Genomic DNA, 25,364 nt, shown 5'->3' with positions numbered 1-25,364 from the left:
GCAGGGGCCTTCCCGGTCGTGGCGGCCCGGCCGGTGTCTGATGGCTGACGTGTTGGATACTCGGCAGTTCCGGTCCTCTACGCAGGCGGCTCTGATGTCGCTGGCCGTGGCGGTTTGCTACTACGCGGCCGGACGACTCGGTCTGATGGGCCGCCTCGTCGTCGAAGGCGTCGTGGCCACCCCCATCTGGCCGCCCACCGGCGTCGCCGTCGCCGCCCTGCTGCTGCTCGGCGCGCGGGTCTGGCCTGGGATCGCCCTCGGCTCCTTCCTCGTCATCGCCTCCCTCACCACTCCGGGGCCCACCACAGTGGTCACCGTGGTCAGCAACACCGTCGCGCCGCTCTGCGCCTTCCTGCTGCTGCGACGGGCCGGCTTCCGGCTCGACATGGCACGGCTGCGGGACGGACTCTCCCTGGTCTTCCTCGGCGGGTTCGGCGCCATGCTGATCAGCGCGACCGCGGGGGTCGGACTGCAAGTGGCGAAGGGCTCCCTGGACAAAAGCGAGTTCTGGCCCGTCTGGCTGGCCTGGTGGGTGGGCGACACGATGGGGGTGCTGCTCGTCGCCCCGCTCCTGCTCGTCCTCGCGGGTCCGGCCGGACGGTTCCGGGTACGGCGCTGGAAAGAGGCGGCCTTTCTGGGGCTGACGACCCTGATCCTCATGCCCATGGCCGTGCTCAGCCCGATGAGCATGCTCTTCCTCGTCTTCCCCCTGCTGATCTGGGCAGCGCTCCGCTTCCAGCTCGCCGGAAGCATGCTGTGCGCGCTCTTCGCCTCCGTGCTCGCCACCTTCGAGGCGACCTCCGGACGGGGCGCGTTCCTCCACCTCACGGACGTCGAGATCATGGCCAAGCTCCAGGCGTTCAACGGTTCCGCCGCCCTGACCGCCCTGCTTCTCGCCTCCGTCATCACCGAGCAGCGTGCGACCCGCCGGTCGGTGCGCCGCGCCTGCCAGGAACTGGCAGAGGTCCTGGAGCACCTCGCGGCGGGCGAGCCCTCACCGGGTCCACCCGGCACCGCCGAGAGCAGGGCAGCCCCACCCGGCGGACCCCGGAATCCGTGATCCCCGCGCCGGAACCGGCGCAGGCATCAGGAGCCGTACAACGACTGCAAGGCATGGGACCTGTCCGGCGCTATCAAGCTGGTGCGTGATGGTGTCGGAGATGCACGGTCCTGAGCCGGCGGCCTGTTCCGTGAGCGTCCGGCGGGACGCGTCGAGCTGGGCCACGGCCTGGAACTGCCCCGCGTCCCAGGAGGCGGCCGCCTGTCGGCCGGCCTCCCAGGCGGCAGCGGCCTGCCGCTCCCCCGCCGCCCACGCGGCCGCTGCCTGCCGCTTGGCGGCAGCGAGGGCGAACACCCCCGTCAGCGCTCCGCCGCCGATCGCGGCCCCCGCGGCGACGAGCGCCGTCAGCACGGCGTCGTTCACGTCGGACGCCCAGCGTCCCGCCCCGCTCGCACATCCTGCATCTACCTGGCGGGGCTCAGCGTCCATCGTCCTTCGGTGCGAACTGCTCCCGCATGGTTCTTCCGCGGGACACCCGGCCGCGGGTCGTCACACAACCCGTCCAGGCCCCGCTCGATGAAGCGACGCCGCCACGTGCGGACCGCGTCCGCAGCGATCCGCAGCCGGCGGGACACCTCCGTGATCGAGTGGCCTTCAGCGCACTCCAGCACAATCCGCGACCGCAGGGCCCAGAGCCTGATCCGTCGTACGGCGACGCAACCAGCCCTCCAGCACCGCCCGCTGGGCATCAGTGACCGACAACGGCGGAATCTTCGGACCTGGACGACTCATGCCCAACTAACGGCGAAACTTCGACTCAGGTCACTAGAGCCACCTTGACTGTTGGAGCGCACAATGTCGGTGACCCGCGCCAGCCACAGTGGACCTACCCGGTCCGGGGCGGCCAATACAGCGCTTCCCCCGCGGCCTTGACCCATCCGGAGTGCGGCCCGCCATGGCCGAGCGCTACCGCAGCAAGAGGCGTAGAGCCCGACCGCGCATGGGGCGCGGGGTAAGCGGGGCGCCGCCGCGCGGTCGCCGTGACCCGATGGCTGTCGCGGGCCACGGCGGCCGTTGCTCACGGGGCCGCCCCGGAGAGCGTCAGCGAGGCAGGCTGCCCGGGTCGGTCGCCCAGCCGGTGTCGGCCCGGTCGCTCACCACGAAGAAGAGCGAGCCGCCCCGGCGCACGAGCGAGGCATCCACCCACGACGACGCGTGGGGCGCGCCGTCCAGGGTCACCGACCGCACGTACGGGGTGGTACGGGAGGCCTCGGGTGCGTCGATGGTGATCTCCGCGCGGTCCCCCACGGCGGCGATGACGGCGCGCGGGAAGACCGGCGTGCCGAGGAGCAGGTCGCCCGAGCCCGGCGCCTTCGGGTAGACGCCGAGCGCGGCGAAGACGTACCACGCCGACATCGTCCCCAGGTCGTCATTGCCGGGGAGGCCTGCGGGGCCCGTTCCGTACACGGTGTCGACGATCTGGCGCACTGTCTCCTGGGTCTTCCACGGCCGGCCCAGCGCGTTGTAGAGCCAAGGGGCGTGGATGCCGGGCTCGTTGGTGGGGTCGTAGCGCAGCGCGTCGCCCCCGCGGACGGACCAGGAGCCGTCAGGCTTGTGGAAGAAGGCCTCCAGGCGGGTCGCTGCCTTCTCCCGGCCGCCCATGGCGGTGGCGAGTCCCTGGACGTCCTGGGGCACCATCCACAGGTAGGTGGCGGCGCTGCCCTGGGCGAAGCCGTGTTGGGAAGCCGGGTCGAAGGGGGTCACCCAGGAGCCGTCCGCGTTGCGGGCCTGGAGGTAGCCGGCGTCCGGGGTGGCGGCGGGGTTGAACACGTTCTTCCAGTAGCCGCCGCGTTCGCTGAGCACCTGGTGCTCCTCTTCGTGGCCCAGTTGACGTGCCCACTGCGCGAGGGCCGCGTCGGCGACGGAGGCCTCCAGCGTCTCGGCGGCGCCGCCCCAGCAGTAGCACTGGTCCTGCGGCGCGAAGCGCAGCTGCTTGTACGCGGTGAGGTTGGGGCGTGCGGCCTCGCACTGGCCGGGGCAGCCCGCGTAGGAGAGTTCGGAGGGGTGCGGCACGGTGGCCTGGCGGTAGAGGGAGACGAAGGCGCCCTGGACGTCGAAGTTGCGCACACCCATGGCGTAGAAGGTCGCCAGGGTCGCCGCCGAGGGATCTCCGGTCATCACATGGGTGGCTCCGCTGACGTGTACCCAGCGGTCCCAGACGCCGCCGTGCTGCTGCGCGAAGTTGTACAGCGACTGGGCGAAGTCGCCCGCCACGCGCGGCTGGAGCAGGGCGAGCAACTGCACCTGGGCGCGGTACTGGTCCCAGCCTGAGAAGTTGCTGTACTGCGCCGCCTGGCCGTCGGCGAGCCGGTGGACCTTTCGGTCCATGCCCACGTAGCGGCCGTCCCGGTCGCTGATCACGTTGGGCTGCTGGAGGGAGTGGTAGAGCGCGGTGTAGAAGGCGGTGAGACGGTCCTCGTCGCCGCCGCTGACCCGGACCTTCTTGAGGATCTGGTCCCAGGACCTGCGGCCGGCCTGCGTCACGTCCTCGACGCCGGCGGCCGGGGCGATCTCGGTTCGCAGGTTCTCCTCGGCGCCGGCCAGAGAGACGTAGGAGATGCCGAGCCGCATGTGGACGACGGGGTCGGCCGACGTGTCGAAGGAGACGTAGCCTCCGGAGCCGCGGCCGGCCCGGCTCGCGCCGGTCAGATAGCCCTCGCCGCCGCCGGCGCTGATGGACCCCGGGTTCAGCTCTCCGTCGTGCCACGTGCCCACGGTGGAGAAGGGGCGGTCGAAGGTGGCGCTGAAGTGCAGGCGGTAGTAGCTCTTGCGGTTGTTGTTGGGGCTACCGCCGTTGGCACGCCGGCCGCAGAACGCGCCGGTCTCCACCCAGCCGGTGACCTTCTGCCGCGCGGTGTCGATGTCGACGTGCGCGTCCTCGCTGCCGTTGAGGGAGTTGGAGACCCGGAAGAGCAGGCTGGCGGGCCGGTCCTGGGGGAAGGTGAAGTCGGCGACGCCGGCCCGCTTCGTGACGGCGAGGTCGGTGGTGACGCCCGAGTCGAGGCCCACCCGGTAGCGGCCGGGCTCAGCCTTCTCGTCGGCGTGCGTGAAGTTCGCAGCGTATGTGGCGTCCTTGGTGTCGGCGGTCGGCGACGAGTTCACGTCCCCGACGAAGGGCATGATCGGCACGTCGCCCGCCGCGCCCGGGTGGCAGCCCGCGCCGTTGACGTGGGTGAGGGAGAAGCCGCGCAGCCGGGTGGTGTTGTACGAGTAGCCGTTGGCGGCGGCGGTGTTGGTCTGGTCGCCCGCGGTGCTGGTCGGCGACCAGCCGATCATCCCGAACGGCATGGTGGCACCGGGGTAGGTGTTGCCGCCGTTGGCGGTGCCGATCAGCGGGTCCACGTACGCGACGGGGTTCCGGACAAGGGGCGCCGGGACGGCGGCCGCGCTCGCCGCGGGACTGCCGAGCAGCGGGAGGAGCAGCCCGACCGAGACCAGGGCTGCTCCGAGACCGGTCGCCGGACGACCCTCTGGTCTTCTTCGGATTCTTCGGAGCGCGTTCATGAGGGAGCACTTCCTTCCCATGTGTTGGTCCTGCCCGGGCTCTGGCGTCCCGGTGGCTTGAAGGTGTCGTGTCGATCAGACCCGGTCGAGTCCGGCCGTGGCGGGAACACCGTTTCGCCCGCCCTTGACCGCAGCGTCTCGTCTGCGGACACGTAGACGGCACGGCCGGGCCTGAGGTCCGCCGCACACTCGGCCGAAGCGACGGTCACCGAGCCGCCGAGGCACAGCAGGGGCTGAGGACAGCGGTGTCAGAGTGCGCGGCGCCTCTCCTCGTACGAGTGCGAGGCGGGAGGGCCGGAAGTCGTCGACGGGGGCCGGGTAGAAGTGCTCCCCAGCGGCCGCGTCGGGTAGGACGGTGACGGCACGGGCCGGATGCATGGCGAAGTGGACTGCCTTCAGGAGTTCGGGCGCGTCCACGTGCTTCTTCGTCAGCCCGCAGCGCAGGACGTTGTCGGAACGTGCCGTGACCTCCATGCCGAGGCCGCACAGATATATGTGCGCAACGCCTGTCTTACGGTGTCTGCGGGACTGGCACCTGCGAGGTCGACCCCGATGAGCGAGGCCAACTCCGGTCGGCCCGTGAGGTCGTCGAGGAGCGTCGTGACCACGGCCGTCATCTCCTCGGCCGTGCCGTGTGCCGGCGTGGCGCACTGCGCCCGAGCCGACAGGCGACGGTGATGGACGGGCCCACCGGCGATCTCGGTGCCGCCGATGTCGAGTGCTCCGTGCACGGGTGCGTCCATTCTGTCGCTCGGTACTCCGGTACGTGGGCGCATGAGTGCGCTTCGGGGCGGTACCGGGGTCATAGGGTGCTGCGGCACGAACGGCCGGAGGACGGGGGCGTGACGTGGGGTCACTTGGTGAGCGGAGACGGCCTCGGGTCGCCTGCGCAGGCTTCGGCCGCATTCTGCTCGGCCACGATGGCTGGAGGCAGGAGATAGGACGCAACGCCCTGGGAAACGTTGTCGTACGACTCCGTGTCATTAATGCGCGACCTCTCGCCATTCTGGAGTGAAGTGACCATGGCGACGGTCTAGGCGACGAACTTGCAGATGTCCTTGTGATGGTGGAGTACTACTCGCCCACCGTGATCGACTTCACCGACTCGGCCCCGGAGCCCAGGCCAACGGGAAGATCCGATTGGCCAGGTCCGTTCCCGTTCTTCGACAGAGGCGGCGCATTCCGGCAGGAACGGCGGAGCTACTTCCTGTCCACCCGCCGGTCTGACGCGACCCCGCTGCTTGTCCCGGTGGGCGTCGCGTCCGTCACGGCCCTCAGCGCGCTGCCGGTTCCGTGGAGCGGCACCCGTTGATCAGGTGTCGCCGTCGATCGCTTCCACCTCCAGGACCAGGCACCGCGCCGGGTCGAGCAGCGGGGCCGCCAGCCCCAGGTCCGCGAGGACGGCGCCCCGGGCGCGGATCACGCCGTGGGTGATCCAGGGGACGGCGGTGCTGGGGTGGGACTGGGTGAAGGGGAACTCCGGGCGGACGGTGACGGTGTAGGTCAGGTCCGGGGCGAGGCCGGGGAGGCGGAGGCGGGGTGGGACGGAGTCCGTCGACGCCGTGAGCTGGGCGAGGGTGAAGAGTGCGTGGTGGCGGTCCTGGGAGACGACGCCGTGGAGCCAGGCGGCGGGGTCCGGGTGGTCGGCGTGGACGGTGGTGCCAGTGTGGAGGAGGGGGCGGAGGCGCTTGTGAAGTCGTACCCAGGCCGTCAGTTGTGCCAGTTCGTCGTCGGGGCAGCGGGTGAGGTCCCATTCGATGCCGGCGTGGCCGTACAGGGCGGTCGCGAGGCGGGTGGCGAGGGAGGTGACGCGGCCGGTGGTGTGGGCGCGGGCCTCGCCGACGTGGCAGCCCATGAGCTCCGGAGGGACGAGCAGGCCGGTCCAGCGCTGGATGGCCTGGCGTTCGAGCGGGTCGTTGGTGTCGGAGGCCCAGACGCGGTCGGTGCGTTCCAGGATGCCGTAGTCGATGCGGGCTCCGCCCGAGGAGCAGGACTCGATCTCCAGGTCGGGGTGCCGGTCGCGGAGTTCGTCGAGGAGCCGGTAGACGGCTGCCGTCTGGGCGTGGACCCCTGCGGTTCCGTCGTGGACCGCTTCCAGCAGGTCGCGGTTGTGGTCCCACTTGAGGTAGGCGATGCCGTACTCGTCGATGAGCGCGTGCAGGCGGGCGGCGATGTGGGTGTACGCGTCGGGGTCGGCCAGGTCGAGGACCTGCTGGTTCCGGGCGGCCAGGGCGGGCCGCCCCGGGGTGGTGAGCAGCCAGTCGGGGTGGGCGCGGGCGAGGTCGGAGTCGGGGTTGACCATCTCCGGCTCGACCCAGAGGCCGAACTGCATGCCGAGTTCCCGTACCCGTTCGACGAGCGGGTGCAGCCCGTCCGGCCATACCTGCGGGTCGACGGTCCAGTCGCCGAGGCCGGCGGTGTCGTCGCGGCGGCCGGTGAACCAGCCGTCGTCGAGGACGAAGCGTTCGACGCCGACGGCGGCGGCGCGTTCGGCGAGGTCGGTGAGCGTGTCGAGGCGGTGGTCGAAGTAGACCGCCTCCCAGGTGTTGAGCGTCACGGGCCGGCGCGTGCGGGGGTGGCCAGGGCGTGCACGAAGGTGCTGGTGCAGGCGGTCGGACAGGCCGTCGAGTCCGGCGTCGGACCAGGCGAAGTAGGTCCAGGGGGTGCGGTGGGTCTCGCCTTGGGCGAGGCGGATCTCGCCGGGGCCGAGCAGTTCGCCGCCTCCCAGGACGGGACCGTGCTCGGGGAGGCGTTCCGCGTAGTGGAGGTGGTTGCCGCTCCAGCCTGTGTGGACGGCCCACACCTGGCCGTGCCGGAAGCCGAATCCGGGCTGTCCGACGGCGAGGAGGCCGGTGGCGTCGTGGCCGGTGCGGCCGCGGCGGGACTCGCGCAGGGTCAGTCCGTGGTGGAGCGGTCCGCGCTGGGGGCGGCGTTCGTTCGCCCAGCGGCCGGTGAAGTCGAGGACTTCGGTGGCCTGATCGCCGGCCGGTAGCAGGCAGGCAGCGGAGTCGAGGGTGAAGGTGCCGGGGCCGTCGTTGCCGAGGGTGTGACGGATCCGGATGACGCCGAAGGCGTCCATCTCGACATCCGTGCGGACAGTCACTCCCGCGTCCGGGTCGGCTGCGGCGATCCGGAGGTGGCCTCCCCCGCCGTCCGCGCGGACGCAGGTGACGGGCTCGGAGAGCCGCAGGCGCAGGTGGGGGTGGGCTCCGTCGCGGTGGCCGGTGATGCCAGGGCGTCCGGTCCAGCCGTCGGCCTGGTGCGGGACGAGCCGCAGGGGCACGGGCTGGTCGACGGAGGCCACGGGCCATCCCGGGGTGAGGGCGAGCAGCAGCTCCTGGGGATCGCCCAGCTCGCCCGGGTCGGCGCCCCAGTGCAGGACGGCGGGGAGGTGGGGGGCCGACGTGTCGAGGACCAGGGCGGACCCGGCCGCGGCGAGCACGGCCAGGTCCTGGTGGTGGGGCGGGGTCATGAGTGCGTTGTCTCCGGTGGGGTCGCCCGGGGGCGGGTCACAGGCCGATGACCGTGAGGTCGGCGCAGGAGGTCCACGGGTTGCCGTTGACCTCCGACAGGGCGCGGAACCGCACGTATCGGCCGGCGGTGGCGGGGAACCGTACGGTCTTCAGGGTGGCGTCGGCGGCGAACGTACCCGTGGCGACCGGGCTGCCCCAGGTCGTGCCGTCGGCGGAGACGTAGAACTCGTAGCCGCCGACCCAGCCGTTCTTGGGTCCGTCCTGCCGCGGCAGGTAGGTGAACCCGGAGACCGTACGGCTGCTCTTCATGTCGAGCTGGATCTCGTGCGGGCAGGCGGGGTCCGGGTCGGTGGCTGACCACGCCGTGTGCCAGAACGTGGACATGTTGCCGTCCAGGACGTTGGTGGCCGGGGTGCTCTCGGCGGCGGTCTCCTGGCTGTCGGTGTAGGTCACGGTCCAGCCGTCGCGGGGCAGGACGTGCGGGCCTCCGCCGTTGATCTGGACGTTGAAGTGGCTGGTCCCGTTCATGGTGAGGCTGAGGGTGAGCGTGCTGGTGGCCGCGTCCCAGGTCTGCGTCTTCGCGTACGGGCGGGTCATGCCCGCCTGATCGTCGAAGGTGATGCGCGGCTGGCCGCCGTTCCAGGTGCCGACGATGGTCAGGGTGACGTTGCGGACGTCACGGGAGGTCTGGTCCGGCAGGGTGCGGTTGCCGACCGTGGTGATCGAGCCGTCCGCATTGACGACCGGGTTGCCGGCGGCGTCGAGGCGGGGCGCCATGTAGTTCTGGCCGAAGGCGACGGTGTCGGCCTCATCGACGACCTGGGAGAGGGCGTCGGTCAGGTTGAGGCGGTAGTTGAAGACGTGGACGCCCAGGTTGGAGGGGTTCTCCTGGATGATCACGCTGGTGTGTTCGTCGGAGCTGACGGTCACCTGCGCGCCGGACACGTTGGTCAGCGGGATGACTGAGGCGGTCTTGCGCTGCTCCCACATGACGGGGTTGGTGTAGTACCACTGCTTGTTCGTGCCGTCGGAGCGCACGACCCAGCCGTTGCCGGTGCGGGCGTAGCCGGGGAACAGCCCGTCGTAGTAGCTGGTGGGCTGCTTCGAGGTGACGGTGGTGAAGCCGGATAGATCGGCGGTGGGCATCGTGGTGGGGACCAGCGAGACCATCCCGTACCGCCCGTCGACGGCCATGGCGTTGTTGACGGAACCGTTCCAGCCCGGCGTGGAGTACGCGGCGAGGCCCTTGACCAGGGCCTGCTGCTGGGCGGCGACCTGGGCGCGGGCGGGGATCTGGATCCAGCCGTTGAGGACGCTCTGGAGCAGCGGGTAGATGCCGAACTGGGCTCCGGCGTAACGGTTTCCGAGGGCACCGTTGGTGAAGTACGAGCCTTCGGCGAGGAAGCAGGTCGCACCCTGGGACAGGTCGCGGACGATCGACTGGACCTGGAGGCCCTGTGGGTACTGGAGGATGAACTTCCAGTCCTGCCAGCCCTCGCCGCCGGGGAAGACGCCCTTGTTGTCGAGGCCCCACTTCCACCAGTCGGTCGACGACCCCCAGTTGCCGATGTAGCCGGTGAGCCACAGGCCCTTGAGGAGCGCGTCGGTGGAGTCGGTGGCCCAGGACTCCTTGTTCATGAACACCAGGTTCTTGGCGTTCGCCTTCATCGTCGGCAGGAACCGGGCGTTGTTCTGCATGTAGTCCAGCATCATGCCGTGACTGCCGAAGATGTTGGTGTCGGTCCAGAAGAAGAACATGCCCTGTTCGCCGGCCAGGTTGAACAGGTCGATCAGGTAGTTGCTCTGGTCGATGCCGTTGTACAGCTCGGCCGCGTTGAGGCCGACGAAGGTCTTCGGGTGGGTCTGCGCCCAGGCACGCCACTTGCTGACGGGAATGCCCTGGTTGCCGGTGGCGCCCTGGGCGACCTGCACGGTGACCGGGATGCCGGCCGCCTCGGCGGTGTCGAGCCGGGCCTGGATCCAGTCGGTCGCGGCCGGCACGTCGTGGATCTCGCTGCCGGGAATGAGGTTGATGTAGCAGTACGGCTTGAGGCTGTCCGGGATCGTGGCCCACAGCTGGACGAGCGTGCCCTGGTACGGCTCGTCGCTCTGCCCGAGGTTGACCAGGTGCGCGGGGTGCGTCTCGTCGATGGTCGCGCGCAGTGTCGCGGCAGCCTGGGCCTCGGGGGTCGCCGCTGCGGCGGTCCCTCCGAGGCCGAAGGCGCCGAGAAGGCCGGAAGCGGCCGTGCCCGCGCCGACGGCCGCGATCGCCGCGAGGAGCTGTCGGCGTCCCGGACCGCCGGCGCCGACGGAACCGCCGGACCCGCCGGCCGTACCCGCGTCGGACCTCGCTGAGGGGTGCTCGCGATCTGCCACCGCTGCCTCCTGCGTCTGGTGGGCCCGCCCTGGGGCCACGTCCTGGTGAAGTAGCGGAAACGTAGGCGACACAGGTTCATGACTGAAAGAGTTCGGAAACCCATCCGGGCAAGCCTTTGTATCCACAGGATGAATCAGGGCGAAAGCAGGAAAACGCCCGCCCTACGCCTAGGTTCCGAAAGGTTGCCACTCTCACTTTCGGAACTGTTGCAGGTCCGGTAACGCGTCGTTTACGTTCCTGCCACCCGGTTACGAAAGCCGGATTCGAAACCTCCTTGCCATACCTTCGGGCGGGGCCCTCCCGGGACCCGACAGGAAGGGCTTCCGAAGAGAGCACGCCATGTTCACGCTCGCCTCAGGTGACAGAGCCTCCGGGCGGACGACCACCGTGGCTTGTGCCGCCGCGCTGCACTCGCTGGGCGAGGCGACGATCAGCGAGCTCGCGAACGTCACCGGACTGTCCCGGCCGACGGTCCGGGACCGACTGGCCGAACTCCCCCACCTCGTGGAGGTCATCTCAGGGGCCGAGCACGGGGAGTCCCCGACGCCCGTGGGCGGCCGGCCCGCCTCCCGGTTCCGCTTCCGGGGCCGGCACGGCTTCGTGATCGGCGCCGAGATCGGCAAGCACGACGAGCGGATCCTCGTCAGCGATGTCGCCGGCCGGCTCCTCCACGTGGGCCGTCATCATGATCCCGAGCCCCGATCCGGGCAGGACCGGGTCAGGGCGTTCAGGGGACGACTGGACCGCCTGCTGGCCTCCCTGAAGGCCACCCACGGCGACTGGCTCGGTCTCGGCATCGCGCTCACCGGCGGTGTCGGGCCGGACGGGCGGATCAGCTACGCCCCGCACTATCCCGATCTCCAGGGACTGTCCCCCGCGGAGGCCGGGCTGGTCTTCGGGGACGTGCCGCTCATCGTCGAGCACGACCTGAACGCCGCCGCGATCGCCGAGCACGCCTACGGCGCCGCCCGCGGTGCCGACACCTTCGCCCTGGCTTTGGCCTGGCACGAGGTGGCGGCCGGTCTGGTCGTGGAGGGGCGGGTCCAGCGGGGCAGCCGGAACCTGGCCGGGGAGCTCAACCTGATCGACGACGGCCCGGCCGCGCCCGCGCACTGGGCCGACGTCGAATCGTTCCTGCCGGTCGTGGACGCCGCCGACCGTGGTGACCCGGCCGCGCAGGAAGACCTGGACGCGTTCGCCGCTCGCGCCGCGCGTCACATCGCCTACCTGACCCTGGCGGTCGACCCCGAGCTGGTCGTCCTCGGCGGGCCGCTCGCCCACCGGCAAGCCCTCACCGACCGGATCGCGGCGCGCTTACACACCATGATGCGCAAGGCGTACCCGGTGAAGCTCGCGATCACCGAGAACCAGACGTTCGGCCCGGCGCTCGGCTCCCTGCAGCTCGCGCTCACGCACGCCTTCCACACCCTGCTCGGCGACCCCGCCTTCCCCGCGCGGATCGACATGAGGCCCTTGAAGTCCGGAGCGTACGAGGGCGGCCGGGACGGCATCCGTACAGCCGCCGTCTCGTAGCCGCGCACCCACCGGAGCAATCCCGCATTTTCCCTTCCCCCTGAGTAGTACCGAGAGGACCTTGTCATGCGCAGAATCCGGAGAATCGCCCTCATCGGAGCCGCGGCGCTCACCGTGTCGGCCGTCGTCAGCGGCTGCGCCGGGGACGACGGCACCAACGCCAGCGGCCATGTGACGGTCACCTACATGCTGCCGAGCTCCTGGGTCGGCGTCCCCGGCTTCAAGGAGAACGTGCGGGCCTGGGAGCGGAAGACCGGCCACCAGGTCACGCTCGCCCCGGTGCCGGACGCCAACTACGACGCGCTCGTGCAGGCCCGGATCGCCTCCAAGAACGGCGTCGACATCTTCGCCGGCCAGGACACCGCCAAGGACAAGGCCGCGATCATGCAGCCGGCCGCCGGCCCGTGGGTGCAGCGGCTCAACCCGGACGTTCGCAAGGCGATCACTTCCCCCGACGGAAAGATCTGGGGCACGCCCAGTGCCGACGGTCTCAACGCCACCGGCGTCCTCTACAACAAGGACGTCTTCGCCAAGGCCGGCATCACCGCCCCGCCCACCACCCTCGCCGAATTCCGGGCCGACCTGGAGAAGGTGAAGAAGTCCGGCGTCACGCCGCTCCACCTGGCCGGCAAGGACGGCTGGACGCTGCTCCAGCACCGCAGCTCGGTCAACGCGAGCTTCATCGGCGCGGACAAGGACCTGGTCGCCAAGCTCGACGGCAACAAGGCGAAGTGGGCCGACACGCCGGGCTTCGACCAGGAGTACCAGGCGCTGTCCGACTGGGTGAACGGCGGGCTGACCAACGACGACGCCCTCACGTCGACATACGAGGCCTCCACCGCCGCCCTCGCGAAGGGCAAGGCCGGCGCGATCATCAACGGCAGCTGGGCGCTCGGGGAGATCGCCAAGTCGAACGCGGACGCGCACATCGGGTTCTTCCTGCTCCCGGCGGCGGACGGCCACAACACCCTCGGCCTGCAGAAGCCCAACATGCTCAAGGTCGCGAAGTTCTCCAAGGTCGCCCCACAGGCCCAGGACTTCCTGAACTTCATGATCGCGCAGCCGCAGGCACAGTCCTTCCTGGACGCCAACCCCGGGGTGTCGGCGTTCACCGACGTCAAGGCCGCCAAGCCCTCCGGCGGCGTCGCCGATCTGCAGAAGCTCGTCGACCAGGGCGGGTCCGTGCTGCCCTTCGACCAGCAGTCGGTGATCCCGCAGCCGCAGGACGACATCATCGCCGCCTACCAGGAGCTGATCGGCAAGCGCGCTGATGTCGCCGAGTTCGGCGACCGCGTCCAGAAGGCGTGGCAGAGCGCGGGCGCCAAGTCCGGCGCCGCCGGGTTCTGACCCGGCCCGAGATCGGAGACACCCAGTATGAGCCTCGCCGCCACCAGACGCCGAGAAGCGTCGCCCGAATCGGGACGGAAGCAGGGACGCGGAGTACATAGGGGAGACGGAGCACGCAAGAGCTCGGGGCGCGCCGACGGTTCCGGTGTGGTCCGCACCTACCGGTACGCGTTCCTCGTCCCCGCGGTCGCCGTCTTCACCGTCTTCTTCCTTCTGCCTGCCTTCTTCGGCATGTACCTCTCGCTCACCGACGCCTCCACCTTCGTCCCGGACACACACTTCATCGGTCTGGACAACTACCGTCTGATGGCCGGCGACAGCTCAGTGCTGTGGAACGCCACCTGGAACCAGTTCGCCTACGCCGCCTGCGTGACCGTCGGCAAGACGGTCCTGGGAGTGGCGATCGCCTTCCTCCTCGACCGCACCTTCCGCGGGGCCAAGTTCCTGCGGGTCGTCGTCTACCTGCCGATCATGTTCTCCACGATCGTGGTCGGCCTGCTCTTCGGCTACATCCTCAAGGCCGACGGCCCGCTCAACGTCCTCCTGAAGCCCTTCGGGCTCGCGCAGGACTGGTTCGGCAGCTTCGACCTGGCGCTCTACAGCGTCACCGCCGTCGACACCTGGATGGGCGTCGGCTGGACCGTCGTCCTCGTCCTCGCCGCCCTCCAGGCGGTCCCGACGGAACTGATCGAGAGCGCCCACCTCGACGGCGCCGGCCCCTGGCAGGTGGCCCGGCACATAAAGATCCCGTACATCCGGCACGCCATCAATCTGGCCGCGCTGCTCACCTTCATCACCGGAATGAAGGCGTTCGACATGATCTACGCGACCACGGGCGGCGGCCCCGGCACGGCGACCGAGGTGCTCACCTCGTACGTCTACAAACAGCTCAACACCGGTGCCCTCGGTTACGCCGCCGCCGTCAACGTCTTCCAGTTCCTCATGATCACCGCCGTCGCCCTGGTGATCAACCGTTTCGTCCGCAGGATGGAGGCGACGGCATGACCCGCCGACCGGCCCGGCCCCGCGCCCGGAGGCTCCTCGCCTCCTCGGCCACGTACTCCCTGGCGGCCCTGGTCGCCCTGGTCTTCCTCGCTCCGCTGTACCTGGTGCTGATCACCAGCGTGAAGGGGACCGCGGAGTCGGGGACGATGAGCTTCGCGCTCCCCGACAGCTGGCACTTCGACAACTACCTCACGGTGATCACCACCGGCGACTCGCTCCAGGCCCTCGGCAACAGCGTCCTGATCGCGGTCGGTGTCACGGGCGGCACCGTACTGGTGTGCTCGATGGCGGCGTTCGTGATCGCGCGCCGCCCTGGCCGGGTCACCGGCGGCGTCTACAGCTATCTGCTGACCGGGCTCGTCGCACCGTTCGCGTTCATCCCGGCGATCCGGCTCCTGCAGCAGATCGGTCTGGGCGGCTCGTACCTCGGCCTCATCCTGACGGACATCGCCGTGCAGATCCCCTTCATCACGCTGACCTACGTCGGGTTCATCCGGCAGCTGCCCCGCGAGATCGACGAGGCCGCGCTGCTGGACGGCGCGGGATCCCTGCGGCTGTTCTTCACCGTCATCTTCCCGCTGCTGCGACCGGTCAGCTTCACCGCGCTGGTCCTGGTCTTCACCTATGCCTGGAACGAGTTTCAGAACGTGCTCTTCTTGATCCCCGACGCCGACCGGTGGACCCTTCCCATGACGGTGTTCACCTTCCAGACCACGCACAGTTTCGACTACGGGCTGGTGTGCGCCAACCTCGTCCTGACCATGCTTCCGGTGGTCGCCGTGTACCTCGTGGCCCAGAAGTACATCGTCAGCGGGATGGTCGCGGGAGCGGTGAAGGCATGAGCGAGGACCGTTTCGCACGCTCGGCGTGGTTCCGGCACGACCGCTTCGGGATGTTCATCCACTGGGGGCCGTACGCCGTCCCCGCCCGGGGCGAATGGCTCCGCTCCCACGAACGCGTCCCGCTCGCCGGCTACCAGTTCGCCGTCGACGGCTTCGGCGCCGAGGACTTCGACCCGCACACCTGGGCCGAACTCGCCGCCGAGGCCGGCCAGAAGTACGCGGTGCTCACGGCCAAGCACCACGACGGTTTCTGTCTGTTCGACACCGCACTCACCGACTACGGCAGCATGCACAACGGCATCGGCCGGGACCTGGTCGCCGAGTTCCTGGCGGCTTTCCGCGCCCGCGGCATCAAGGTCGGCCTCTACTTCTCGCTGCTCGACTGGCGCCACCCCGACTACCCGCACCACGGCGACTGGGCGCACCCCGAGCGCGACAACCCCGCCTTCGCCTCCCACCAACCCGACCTGGAGTCCTACCGGGCGTTCCTGCACGGACAGGTGAGGGAGCTGTGCACCAACTACGGCAAGCTCGACATCCTGTGGTTCGACTTCTCCTACGAGGGGATGGGCCCGGAGCAGTGGGGGGCCGCCGACCTCGTGGCGATGGTCCGCGAGCTCCAGCCGGACGTCATCATGGACAACCGTCTGGAGACCAGCGGCGAGGGCATGGGCTCCATCGTGACCGATGAGCCCACCTCGTACTGCGGGGACTTCGTCTCCCCGGAGCAGGTGATCCCGGTGGAGGGCTTCCACACCCCGGACGGCACCCCGGTGCCATGGGAAGCGTGCGTCACCCTCAACAACAACTGGGGGTACGCCGCCGCCGACGACCTGTGGAAGTCGCCGGAACAGATCATCACCAAGCTCGTGGAGTGCGTCGCGAAGGGCGGGAACCTGCTGCTCAACGTCGGCCCCGATGCGCGCGGCACCATCCAGCCCGAGGCCGCCGAACGACTGCGTCGGATCGGCCACTGGCTGGAGACCAACGGCGAATCCGTCCACGGGGCGGGGCCGGCCGGCTTCGGTACGCCCGAGTGGGGCTACTACACGCGCTCCGGGTCGACCCTGTACGCCCACGTCCTGCGGGCACCGATCGGACCGCTGCCGCTGACCGGTGTGCCGAAGGACGCGATCGAGCGCATCAGCCTGGTCGCCGACGGCCAGGAGCTGAAGCTCTGCGAGGAGTGGGTCGTGGCCTCGTACCCCGACATCCCCTTCGTGCAGTTCGGCGAGGTCGGCCACTTCACGTATCCGCTGCCCGATCCGGTCGACACCGTCGTGAGGATCGACCTGAAGGACGACACCGCACCCGCGGAAGGTACCTCGTGAAGCTGCTGTGACCCGGGGGGCGAACGTGCGGAGACGCAGGCCGTGGTGACGGCCTGCGTCTCCGCACGTTCGCCCTCCCGGGTCTGAACCTGGCCCCGGCGGGTGTGCCGGATGCGCTGCTCGCCTTTGACGGCGAGCCTGTCCGAGAAAGCACTCAGTCCGCGGCGAGAGACCCGCCCGGGGTGCCGGCGAGGCAGGCGAGGAGCAGCTCCTGGTGATGCCGTACTCGGAGAGCGCGACGATCGTGGCTTCCCGGGCGAGCGCGTCTCGGTGAGCAGGGGGCCAGGGCCGCGTCGAGCTCGCGGGCGGCCTCGCGGGCCTGGGGTGACTCAGGGCCGTGGCGCTGGAGGTCGTAGTCGAGGTGCGGGACGCAGACGAGGGTCAGGTCCCCGGATCGTGCCGGTCGAGGACGCGGCGGGCGGCGTCGGTGATCCAGCGCGAGGATGCGAGGCCCGACTTGGGTCCCCAGTAGCGGAAGTGGGGAAAGGTGCCCAACTCCGCGGTGAGTTCGTCACGCAGCTCGGACGGTCGGGCGGCAGCTCCTCGCCCGGGTGCACGTTGGTGCCGTAGGCGAGATGGACGAGGTCGCCGCCGCGATGTTGCAGGCGCATCAGCTGCCGCCCCTGCGCACGGAGTTGCCGGCGAAGTCCGTGGCGTCCGACGGGCGGGCCTCGGCGCCCTCGGCTTCGAGGGCGAGGCGGCCGCTCTGGGTGTAGAAGGCCACCGGGTTGTGCCAGAGGACCCGTTCGACGTCCTCCTCGGTGAACCCTGCCGAGCGCATCGCGAAGGCGGTTGCCGCCGTGCGCAGCGGGTCGCTGTGGCCCCAGTCGGCAGCCGAGTTGACGAGCATCCGGGAGGTTCCGTACTCCTGGAGGATGCGGACTGGGCGCGGTGGACCGGTCGGTCACCGCGGGCTGAGGCGCCTCACCGCCGTGGCGACACCTCAGCCGAGCGGAGACCCGTCCGCGCCGAGGGTGTCGCGCAGCCACTGCTCGACTCCTGCCACATGGACCGTTGCCCAGGAATGCGCGAGATCGGGACGACGACCGGCGATGGCCTCGAAGATGGCCCGGTGCTGCTGCCGGGTCCGCTCCACGGCGCCCTCCTCCGTCACCCCGCGCCATGTCCGCGCTCGCGCGGTCGGCCCGGAGAGTCCCTCGATCAGCGAGCAGAGCACGGTGTTGCCCGAGCCGACGGCGATCGCGCGGTGGAAGGCGAAGTCGTTGGCGATCAGTTCCTCCAGCGAGGCGTCCTCGGCGAGGTCGTCCAGCACCTCCCGCAGCGCGGCGATGCCCTCGTCGGGCATGACGCGTGCGGCCATGGCGGCGGCGGCGGGCTCCAGGATGCGGCGGACCTCCAGGAACTCCAGGACGGTGTCGTCCTGGTGGAAGTCGACGACGAAGCCCAGCGTGTCCAGGAGCAGTTGGGGCTGGAGACTGGTCACGTACGTGCCGTCGCCCTGGCGCACGTCGAGCACCCGGATGAGGGAGAGGGCCTTGACCGCCTCCCGAAGGGAGTTGCGCGACAGACCGAGCCGCTCGGCGAGATCGGCCTCCTTGGGGAGCTTCGAGCCGGGGCCGAGCTCGCCACTGACGATCATGGCCTTGATCTTCTCGATCGCCTCGTCCGTGACCGGCACCCGCCCCGCCTCCCTCGCTCCTGGTCCGTGCAGCATAGTCCTCGCTCCCGCGGTCGCCTCGCTCAGCCGGGGGCCGACAGTGCCGGACTCACCCGGGCGCGGGGCGCCCGTCGCCCACTGCTGGCCGGCCGGTCTCCTCGAGTCCGTAGACACGGATCGCGTTGCCGCGGAACACCGCGTCCTTCTCCGCCCGGTCGAACGCGTGCACGAGTGTCTCGGCGATCCCGACGACCGTCGCGTAGTCGGCCGCCAGGGTGCAGACCGGCCAGTCGGAGCCGAACAGCAGCCGGCCCGGGCCGAAGGCGTCGAACGCCGTGTCGGCGTACGGCACCAGGTCTTCGGTCCGCCAGGCTCCGGGGGCGGCCTCGGTAACGAGGCCGGAGAGCTTGGCGACCGTGTTGGGGAGGGCCGCCAGACGACCGAGGTCGGCCGCCCAGGGGCCGGGCTCGCCACCGGCGACCGGCGGCTTGCCGAGATGGTCGAGGACGAACGTCAGACCGGGGACCCAGGCCGCTGCCTCAGTCGCGGCGGGCAGCTGGCGCGGCGTGACGACGAGGTCGTAAGCGAGCCCCGCCTCCGCGACGGCGGCCAGTCCGCGCCGTACGTCGGGGCGGAGCAGCCACTCGGGGTCGGGCTCCTCCTGGACCTGGTGGCGGATGCCGACGAGACGGTCTCCGCCCGGCCCCTCGCGCAGGGCGGCGAGCGCGTCGGCGACGCCCGGCGCGGTGAGGTCGACCCAGCCGACGACTCCCGCGATCAGGTCGCTGCCGGCCGCGAGGGTCAGCAGCTCGGGCGTCTCCTCGGGGACGCAGACGGTCTGTACGAGGACGGTGCCGGCCACGCCCGCCGCCCGCGCCTCCGTCGCGAGGTCGTCCATCGAGAAGCTGCGGGCCAGTGGGGCGAGGTCGTCGCCGGTGATCCAGGGCTGCGGTCGCACCGTCAGGTCCCAGACGTGGTGATGGGCGTCGATGATCTCCCGGGACGTCACAGCCGCCACACCACCGGGAGTCCGGCCTCGGCCCCCGCCGAGGAGTAGTCGTGGACGGTGTCGAGGAGTTCGGCCATCTCCGCCTGCCAGGCGATGTTGACCGGGAGGGGTTCCAGCTCCGCCAGGAGGCGGGCGTAGTCCTCGCAGTCGAGTACGTGGAAGAGCTCGCGGTCGCTGCGCCAGATGGTCCACGACGTGACGCCCGCGGCCCTGATGGCGGCGGTGAGTTCGGCCGGTACGGCGCGGTGGGCCGCCTCGTACTCCTCGATCCGGTCCGCACGGAGGCGGGTGTGCAGGGCGATCCTCATGGCTGCTCCGTGGGCGTGGGGTCGACGATGACGACGTCCAGGGCGCGGGGACCGTGGACGCCTTCCACCCGGTCGAGTTCGATGTCGCTGGTGGCGGACGGGCCGGAGACGAAGGTGAGCGGGTGGACGGGGTCGAGGCGCGCGAGGGCGTCCGGGAGGTCGTCGGCGATCTGCTCGGCGCGGACGACGCACAGGTGGTAGTCGGGGACGAGGGTGAGGGCGCGCCGTCCCTGGCCGGGGCCGGTGTCCAGGACGATCGTCCCGGTGATCGCGATCGCCGCGGCGGCCAGGGTGATCGCTCCGTCCAGGGCGTCCAGCTCGGGGACGTCCAGGGGCTCGGCGTGCCACTTCCACGCGCCGGTCGGCAGCACGCCGGCGGGGAACCCCTGGGGCAGGGCCAGGTTCCGGGCACCGCGCCCGCCGAGCGCCGTGGCGATGGCCTCGGGCAGCCCGGCCTCGTCGGTCCGGATGACGTTCGCGCGGTAGTCCGCGACCCGTTCCGCGAACAGGGCGACAACGTCCTGTCTGGGCTCGACGTGGCTTCGGCGGTAGGCGCGGGGGACGCGTACGTCCTCGGGCCGCTCGTCCGTCGGTATGTCGGCGAGGGCGGCGCGGATGCGGGCGAGGACGGTTTCGCGGCTGCTCACGGGCGCTCCTCCTTCCGGTTCTTGCGCCACCAGGTGCGGAAGGACTCCGCGGGGGGTGCGGGGGTGTCGCGTGTGTCGGACCAGCCGCGGAGCGGTCCCGGGAGGCGGCCGATCCTGCCCTCGCGTGCCAGGACCTTGCCGCCGAGGGCGGCGGCGCGTTGCGCGGCTGCGAGTAGGCGCGGGGAGTCGAGGACGGTGGCCACCGCCTTCATGGCGACCGCTTCGGCGGACGCCTTGCCCTTGCCCTCGACGGCCTTGGCGCGGAGGTGGGTGAGGACCTCCGGAATGTTGATCTTGACGGGGCACGCGTCGTAGCAGGCTCCGCACAGGGTGGAGGCGAAGGGGAGGGAGGCGGCGTTCTCCACCCCGACGAGTTGGGGGGTGAGGACGGCGCCGATCGGCCCAGGATAGACGGAGCCGTAGGCGTGGCCGCCGGTGCGCTCGAAGACGGGGCAGACATTCAGACAGGCGGAGCAGCGGATACAGGCGAGTGCCTGGCGGCCGGTCTCGTCGGCGAGGGTGTCGGTGCGGCCGTTGTCGAGCAGGACGAGATGGAAGTCCCGGGGGCCGTCGCCTTCGGTCGTTCCGGCCCAGGTCGAGGTGTAGGGGTTCATGCGCTCGCCGGTGGAGGAACGGGGCAGGAGTTGCAGGAACACCTCCAGGTCCTGCCAGGTGGGGATCACCTTCTCGATGCCCATGACGGTGATGAGGGTCTCGGGCAGCGTGAGGCACATGCGGCCGTTGCCCTCCGACTCGACGACCATCACGGTTCCGGTGTCGGCGACGGCGAAGTTGGCGCCGGAGACGGCGACCTTGGCGGTGAGGAACTTCTGCCGCAGGTGCAGGCGGGCGGCCTCGGCGAGTTCACGGGGGTCGTCGCTCAGGTTCTCGGGTGCGGGCTGCCCCCAGTGGCCCATCCCGGCGACGAACAGGTCGCGGACCTCGGTGCGGTTCTTGTGGATCGCGGGGACCAGGATGTGCGAGGGCCGGTCGTCGCCGAGCTGGACGATGAGCTCCGCCAGGTCGGTCTCGTAGGCCGTGATGCCGGCCTCGGCGAGGTGTTCGTTGAGGCCGATCTCCTGGGTGGCCATGGACTTGACCTTGACGACCTCCGACTCGCCGGTGGCCCGGACGAGTTCGGTCACGATGCGGTTGGCCTCGGCCGCGTCTGCGGCCCAGTGGACGGTGCCGCCCGCCGCGGTGACGGAGTCCTCCAGTTCCAGCAGGTAGCGGTCCAGGTGCCGCGAGACCCGCTTCTTGATCGCGGCGGCGGACTCGCGCAGCTCCTCCCAGTCGTCCAGCTCGGCCGCCACCGCGAGCCGCTTGTCGCGGATCGTGCCGGTGGCCCGCTTCAGGTTCGCGCGCAGCTGCTCGTCCGCGAGGGCGGTGCGGGCCGCCTCGGGGAAGGCCGGGGAGCCCAGCCAGATCACGCCGCGGCTGCGGGGATCGCTCACCACGGCTCTCCTTCGGTGCTCGCCAGGATTTCGGCCAGGTGCATGCTCCGGACCCGGTGGCCCTGTCGGGAGAGACCGCCGCCGATGTGCATGAGGCAGGAGTTGTCGGCGGCGCACAGCACTTCGGCACCGCTGTCCCGGACTGCGGCGGCCTTGTCGGCGAGCATCGCGTTCGACGTGTCGGCGTTCTTGATCGCGAAGGTGCCGCCGAAGCCGCAGCAGGAGTCGGCGGAGGGCAGGTCGACGAGTTCGAGGCCGTCGACCGCGCTCAGCAGGCGCTGGGGCCGGTCGCCCAGCCGCAGGCCGCGCAGCGAGTGGCAGGTGGGGTGGTAGGCGACCCGGCGAGGGAAGTGCGCGCCGACGTCGGTGACGCCCAGGACGTCGGTGAGGAACTCGGTGAACTCATGAACCCGGGGCATCAGTTCGTCCACCTGCCGCTGGAGGGCGGTGTCCCCGTACCGCTCGGCGAGGAGCGGGTGGTTCTCCCGTACCATCCCGGCACAGGACGCGGACGGGGTGACCACGGCGTCGTACTCGGCGAAGGTCCGGGCGAAACGGGTCACCAGCGGCGCGGCGTCCCGGCGGTATCCGGTGTTGAAGTGCATCTGCCCGCAGCAGGTCTGCTCCGTCGGGAAGTCGACGGTGTGGCCGAGCCGTTCGAGGACGTTCACCACGGCCTGCCCGCTGCCGGGGAAGAGGGTGTCGTTGAAGCAGGTGATGAACAGTGCGACGCGCATCAGCCCGTCCCCTCGGGGGTCGGGACGTCGGCGGGGAGCAGCCCGCGTTCCTTGAGTTCCGCCCACAGCGCGGCCGGCACGTGGGTGCGGAGCATGGCGGCGGCGTCCTGCGCCTCGGCGGCGCTGCGCGCCCCGACCAGGACGCTCTTGACGGCCCGGTGCCCGAACGGGAAGCGCAGGGCGGCGGCGCGCAACGGCACGCCGTGGTCCTCGCACACGGTCTTGAGCGCGAGGGCGCGGGCCAGTACGTCGTCGGGCGCGGTGGCGTAGTCGAAGGTGGCGCCGGGGCGGGGGTCGGCGAGCAGTCCGGAATTGAAGACGCCTCCGACGACCACGCCGACCCCGCGCTCGGCTGCCAGGGGAAGGAGGTCGACCAGGCCGCGCTGGTCGAGGAGGCTGTAGCGGCCGGCCAGCAGGACGGTGTCGATGTCGGTCTCGCGGACGAAGCGGGCGGGGAGCTGGGCCTGGTTCATGCCGACGCCGATCGCGCCGACGACGCCTTCCGCGCGCAGTGCCTCCAGCGCGGGATACGCCTCCTCCAGTGCCTGCTCGGCGTGGTCGTCCGGATCGTGCAGGTAGACGATGTCGATCCGGTCCAGGCCCAGCCGCTCCAGGCTGGCCTCCAGACTCCCGCGTACGCCGTCGGCGGTGAAGTCCCAGACCCGCTCGTGGGTGGCGGGGACGGCGAAACCGTTGGCCAGGTCGTCGCCGGTCGCCTCCTTACGGGGGCGAAGCAACCGGCCGACCTTGGTGGAGAGGACGTACTCGTCCCTGGGCAGGCCGCGCAGAGCGGCGCCGAGGCGCCGTTCGGACAGACCGAGGCCGTAGTGCGGGGCGGTGTCGAAGTACCGTACGCCGGATTCCCAGGCAGCCGAGACGGCCTGTTCGGCCTGGGCGTCGGTGACCGGGATGAAGAGATTCCCGATCCCGGCGGCGCCGAAGGCGAGTTCGCTGACGCGCAGTGTGCCGCGGCCGAGTGGATTGTCGCGTCGGCTCATGGCTTCGGCTCCGGGCGCAGGCGCAGGCCGGCCATTCCGCCGTCGACGGCGAGTGCGGTGCCGGTGACGGAGGAGGCGGAGGGTGAGGCGAGGTAGGCGATGGCGGCGGCGACCTCGTCGGCGGTGACGAGCCGGCCGGTGGGCTGGCGGGCGTCGAGCGCCGCGCGTTCGGCGGCGGGGTCGGGCGCCTGGTCGAGGAGCCGGCCCACCCAGGGCGTGTCGACGGTGCCGGGGTTGACGCAGTTGACGCGGATGCCCTCGCGGACGTGGTCCGCAGCCATGGCGAGGGTCAGCGACAGGACGGCGCCCTTGCTCGCCGAGTACAGCGCCCGCTGCGGGAGTCCTGCGGTGGCGGCGATGGAGCAGGTGTTGACCACGGCGGCGGCTGTCGAACGGCGCAGGTACGGGAGGGCGGCGCGGGTGGTGCGGACGATGCCGAGCACGTTCACGTCCAGGACGCGGTGCCACTGCTCGTCGTCGTTGTCCTCCACGGTACCGGCGGCGCCGATGCCGGCGTTGTTGACGAGGATGTCGATGCCGCCCAGCCGTTCAGCCGCCGCCTCGACGGCCGAGCGGACGGAGGCGTCGTCGGCGACGTCGGCGGTGAAGCCGTGCAGCGGACCGTCGGCGCCGCTCGGGTCGAGGTCGAGGACGGCGACGTCCGCCCCGCGCTCGTGCAGGAGCCGGGCGGTGGCCAGTCCGATGCCGGAGGCGCCTCCGGTGACGAGGGCGGTGAGTCCGCCGAGGTCGGGGGTCATGCCGGTTCCTCCGTGTCCGCACCGGCCGTGGTCGCGGCGACGGAGGCCGCGTCGGCGGCCCAGAAGGTGCCGTGGGGATAGGTGAACGTGTCGATGGTGCTCTGGTACAGGGTGGCGGAGAAGCCGGGCGTGGTGGGTGCCCGGTAGTGACCGGCCTCGATGACGACGGGGTCGACGAAGTGCTCGTGGAGATGGTCGACGTACTCGACGACGCGGTCCTCGACCGTGCCCGACAGGGCCACGTAGTCGAACATCGAGAGGTGCTGGACGAGTTCGCACAGTCCCACGCCGCCCGCGTGCGGGCAGACGGGAACGCCGAACTTGGCGGCGAGCAGCAGGATCGCGAGGTTCTCGTTGACCCCGCCCACGCGGGCGGCGTCCAGCTGGAGGACGTCGATGGCGTCGGCCTGGAGGAGCTGCTTGAAGACGATCCGGTTCTGTACGTGCTCTCCGGTGGCGACCTTGACCGGGTGGACGCCCTGCCGGACGGCGGCGTGACCGAGGATGTCGTCGGGGCTGGTGGGCTCCTCGATCCAGTACGGGTCGAACTCGGCGAGCGCCTTGGTCCAGGTGATGGCCTCGGCGACGTTCCAGCGCTGGTTGGCGTCGATCGCCATCCGGATGTCCGGTCCCACGGCCGCGCGGGCGGCGCGGCAGCGGCGGATGTCGTCCTCCAGGTCGGCGCCGACCTTCAGCTTGATCTGGGTGAAGCCGTCGGCGACGGCCTCCCGGGCCAGGCGGGTGAGCTTCTCGTCGGAGTAGCCGAGCCAGCCGGGCGAGGTCGTGTACGCCGGGTAGCCCCGCTCGCGCAGTCGCGCGGCCCTCTCCTCGGCGCCCTGCCTGCCCGCGGTCAGGAGCTCCAGCGCCTCGGCGGGCGTCAGGGCGTCCTCGATGTAGCGGAAGTCGACCTGCCCGACCAGCCATGCGGGTTCCGCGTCGGCGAGGAGCTGCCACAGGGGCTTGCCCTCCCGCTTGGCGGCCAGGTCCCAGACGGCGTTGACGACGGCGCCGATCGCCATGTGCATCACGCCCTTCTCGGGGCCGAGCCAGCGCAGCTGGCTGTCGCCGATCAGGTCGCGGTAGAGGGAGCCGGGATCGGCGCACAGGTCGGCGACCGGCCGGCCGAGCACCTGCTCGCGCAGCGCGCCGATGGCCGCGACCTGGACGTCGTTGCCGCGCCCGATGGTGAAGGTGAAGCCGTGTCCCTCCGCGCCGTCGCCCGCGTCGGTGCGCAGGACGAGGTAGGCGGCGGAGTAGTCGGGGTCGGGGTTCATCGCGTCGGAGCCGTCGAGCTCGCGCGAGGTGGGGAAGCGTATGTCGTACGTGTCGAGGGCGGTGATCCGCGCGGCGTGTGCGCTCAACG

At 70.8% G+C, this 25,364-nt stretch carries 20 protein-coding genes and 1 pseudogene; 6 read left to right on the top strand and 15 right to left on the bottom strand.

All coding sequences use genetic code 11. The annotated features are described in order from the left end of the window. Positions 1-40: 40 nt before the first annotated feature. Complete coding sequence (locus ACN9M0_RS36305) at positions 41-1,060, top strand: MASE1 domain-containing protein (RefSeq protein WP_426405001.1); 1,020 nt, start codon at positions 41-43, stop codon at positions 1,058-1,060. A gap of 404 nt (positions 1,061-1,464) precedes the next feature. Here ACN9M0_RS36305 and ACN9M0_RS36300 read toward each other — a convergent pair whose 3' ends face one another. The 4 genes from ACN9M0_RS36300 to ACN9M0_RS36285 form a co-directional block, all read right to left on the bottom strand. Further along, positions 1,465-1,749, bottom strand: coding sequence for a helix-turn-helix domain-containing protein (locus tag ACN9M0_RS36300; RefSeq protein ID WP_426405000.1), 285 nt, complete (start codon positions 1,747-1,749; stop codon positions 1,465-1,467). A 352-nt stretch (positions 1,750-2,101) separates the two neighbouring features. Beyond that, positions 2,102-4,564, bottom strand: coding sequence for a GH92 family glycosyl hydrolase (locus tag ACN9M0_RS36295; RefSeq protein ID WP_426404999.1), 2,463 nt, complete (start codon positions 4,562-4,564; stop codon positions 2,102-2,104). A 1,312-nt stretch (positions 4,565-5,876) separates the two neighbouring features. After that, complete coding sequence (locus ACN9M0_RS36290; RefSeq protein WP_426404998.1) at positions 5,877-8,036, bottom strand: alpha-galactosidase; 2,160 nt, start codon at positions 8,034-8,036, stop codon at positions 5,877-5,879. Positions 8,037-8,073: 37 nt separating this feature from the next. After that, positions 8,074-10,413: a discoidin domain-containing protein gene (locus tag ACN9M0_RS36285; protein WP_426404997.1), complete on the bottom strand. Its 2,340-nt coding sequence runs from the start codon at positions 10,411-10,413 to the stop codon at positions 8,074-8,076. Positions 10,414-10,801: 388 nt separating this feature from the next. Here ACN9M0_RS36285 and ACN9M0_RS36280 point away from each other — a divergent pair, with 388 nt between their 5' ends. The 5 genes from ACN9M0_RS36280 to ACN9M0_RS36260 all read left to right on the top strand — a co-directional run bounded on the left by ACN9M0_RS36280 (position 10,802) and on the right by ACN9M0_RS36260 (position 16,472). Then, complete coding sequence (locus tag ACN9M0_RS36280; protein WP_366039721.1) at positions 10,802-11,947, top strand: ROK family protein; 1,146 nt, start codon at positions 10,802-10,804, stop codon at positions 11,945-11,947. A 66-nt stretch (positions 11,948-12,013) separates the two neighbouring features. Beyond that, on the top strand, positions 12,014-13,294 hold the full coding sequence (locus tag ACN9M0_RS36275; protein WP_366039722.1) for an ABC transporter substrate-binding protein: 1,281 nt from the start codon (positions 12,014-12,016) through the stop codon (positions 13,292-13,294). A 147-nt stretch (positions 13,295-13,441) separates the two neighbouring features. After that, positions 13,442-14,299: a carbohydrate ABC transporter permease gene (locus ACN9M0_RS36270; RefSeq protein ID WP_426404996.1), complete on the top strand. Its 858-nt coding sequence runs from the start codon at positions 13,442-13,444 to the stop codon at positions 14,297-14,299. Further along, complete coding sequence (locus ACN9M0_RS36265) at positions 14,296-15,141, top strand: carbohydrate ABC transporter permease (protein ID WP_366039724.1); 846 nt, start codon at positions 14,296-14,298, stop codon at positions 15,139-15,141. The genes ACN9M0_RS36270 and ACN9M0_RS36265 overlap by 4 nt, the downstream gene beginning before the upstream one ends. Continuing rightward, a complete protein-coding gene (locus ACN9M0_RS36260; protein ID WP_426404995.1) occupies positions 15,138-16,472 on the top strand; it encodes an alpha-L-fucosidase in 1,335 nt (444 codons plus the stop codon). Before ACN9M0_RS36265 ends, ACN9M0_RS36260 begins: the two co-directional genes overlap by 4 nt. Positions 16,473-16,626: 154 nt before the next feature. Here ACN9M0_RS36260 and ACN9M0_RS36255 read toward each other — a convergent pair whose 3' ends face one another. The 11 genes and pseudogenes from ACN9M0_RS36255 to ACN9M0_RS36205 form a co-directional block, all read right to left on the bottom strand. Then, the gene (locus tag ACN9M0_RS36255) at positions 16,627-16,857 is read right to left on the bottom strand and encodes a hypothetical protein (protein ID WP_426405381.1); all 231 of its coding nucleotides are present in this window, start codon (positions 16,855-16,857) and stop codon (positions 16,627-16,629) included. 225 nt (positions 16,858-17,082) lie between these two features. Continuing rightward, a pseudogene (locus ACN9M0_RS36250) lies at positions 17,083-17,361 on the bottom strand (TatD family hydrolase); the annotation flags it as partial. 54 nt (positions 17,362-17,415) lie between these two features. Next, positions 17,416-18,111, bottom strand: coding sequence for a FadR/GntR family transcriptional regulator (locus tag ACN9M0_RS36245; RefSeq protein ID WP_366040907.1), 696 nt, complete (start codon positions 18,109-18,111; stop codon positions 17,416-17,418). Positions 18,112-18,199: 88 nt separating this feature from the next. After that, positions 18,200-19,099, bottom strand: a complete 900-nt coding sequence (locus tag ACN9M0_RS36240) for an amidohydrolase family protein (protein WP_426404994.1) — start codon at positions 19,097-19,099, stop codon at positions 18,200-18,202. Further along, entirely contained in the window at positions 19,096-19,407 is a 312-nt protein-coding gene (locus ACN9M0_RS36235; RefSeq protein WP_366040909.1) for an L-rhamnose mutarotase, read from the bottom strand. The genes ACN9M0_RS36240 and ACN9M0_RS36235 overlap by 4 nt, the downstream gene beginning before the upstream one ends. Continuing rightward, positions 19,404-20,054, bottom strand: coding sequence for a LutC/YkgG family protein (locus ACN9M0_RS36230; RefSeq protein ID WP_426404993.1), 651 nt, complete (start codon positions 20,052-20,054; stop codon positions 19,404-19,406). The genes ACN9M0_RS36235 and ACN9M0_RS36230 overlap by 4 nt, the downstream gene beginning before the upstream one ends. Further along, positions 20,051-21,508, bottom strand: a complete 1,458-nt coding sequence (locus tag ACN9M0_RS36225; protein ID WP_426404992.1) for a LutB/LldF family L-lactate oxidation iron-sulfur protein — start codon at positions 21,506-21,508, stop codon at positions 20,051-20,053. The genes ACN9M0_RS36230 and ACN9M0_RS36225 overlap by 4 nt, the downstream gene beginning before the upstream one ends. Further along, complete coding sequence (locus ACN9M0_RS36220; RefSeq protein ID WP_366040912.1) at positions 21,505-22,245, bottom strand: (Fe-S)-binding protein; 741 nt, start codon at positions 22,243-22,245, stop codon at positions 21,505-21,507. Before ACN9M0_RS36220 ends, ACN9M0_RS36225 begins: the two co-directional genes overlap by 4 nt. After that, entirely contained in the window at positions 22,245-23,243 is a 999-nt protein-coding gene (locus ACN9M0_RS36215; RefSeq protein WP_426404991.1) for an aldo/keto reductase, read from the bottom strand. Before ACN9M0_RS36215 ends, ACN9M0_RS36220 begins: the two co-directional genes overlap by 1 nt. After that, entirely contained in the window at positions 23,240-24,001 is a 762-nt protein-coding gene (locus ACN9M0_RS36210; protein WP_366040914.1) for an SDR family NAD(P)-dependent oxidoreductase, read from the bottom strand. The genes ACN9M0_RS36215 and ACN9M0_RS36210 overlap by 4 nt, the downstream gene beginning before the upstream one ends. Continuing rightward, complete coding sequence (locus ACN9M0_RS36205; protein WP_426404990.1) at positions 23,998-25,362, bottom strand: enolase C-terminal domain-like protein; 1,365 nt, start codon at positions 25,360-25,362, stop codon at positions 23,998-24,000. Before ACN9M0_RS36205 ends, ACN9M0_RS36210 begins: the two co-directional genes overlap by 4 nt. Positions 25,363-25,364 lie beyond the last annotated feature (2 nt).

It is taken from the genome of Streptomyces sp. R-07, from assembly GCF_049913175.1.
In the GTDB taxonomy this organism is placed as follows: domain Bacteria; phylum Actinomycetota; class Actinomycetes; order Streptomycetales; family Streptomycetaceae; genus Streptomyces.
This window is presented reverse-complemented; position numbering and strand designations above follow the sequence as displayed.

Bases quoted from the DNA above. Each gene is read 5' to 3' on its own strand.
- ACN9M0_RS36305 (WP_426405001.1), top strand. From the start codon at position 41: ATGGCTGACGTGTTGGATACTCGGCAGTTCCGGTCCTCTACGCAGGCG.
- ACN9M0_RS36300 (WP_426405000.1), bottom strand. From the start codon at position 1,749: ATGCCCAGCGGGCGGTGCTGGAGGGCTGGTTGCGTCGCCGTACGACGG.
- ACN9M0_RS36295 (WP_426404999.1), bottom strand. From the start codon at position 4,564: ATGAACGCGCTCCGAAGAATCCGAAGAAGACCAGAGGGTCGTCCGGCG.
- ACN9M0_RS36290 (WP_426404998.1), bottom strand. From the start codon at position 8,036: ATGACCCCGCCCCACCACCAGGACCTGGCCGTGCTCGCCGCGGCCGGG.
- ACN9M0_RS36275 (WP_366039722.1), top strand. From the start codon at position 12,014: ATGCGCAGAATCCGGAGAATCGCCCTCATCGGAGCCGCGGCGCTCACC.
- ACN9M0_RS36265 (WP_366039724.1), top strand. From the start codon at position 14,296: ATGACCCGCCGACCGGCCCGGCCCCGCGCCCGGAGGCTCCTCGCCTCC.
- ACN9M0_RS36260 (WP_426404995.1), top strand. From the start codon at position 15,138: ATGAGCGAGGACCGTTTCGCACGCTCGGCGTGGTTCCGGCACGACCGC.
- ACN9M0_RS36235 (WP_366040909.1), bottom strand. From the start codon at position 19,407: ATGAGGATCGCCCTGCACACCCGCCTCCGTGCGGACCGGATCGAGGAG.
- ACN9M0_RS36220 (WP_366040912.1), bottom strand. From the start codon at position 22,245: ATGCGCGTCGCACTGTTCATCACCTGCTTCAACGACACCCTCTTCCCC.
- ACN9M0_RS36215 (WP_426404991.1), bottom strand. From the start codon at position 23,243: ATGAGCCGACGCGACAATCCACTCGGCCGCGGCACACTGCGCGTCAGC.
- ACN9M0_RS36210 (WP_366040914.1), bottom strand. From the start codon at position 24,001: ATGACCCCCGACCTCGGCGGACTCACCGCCCTCGTCACCGGAGGCGCC.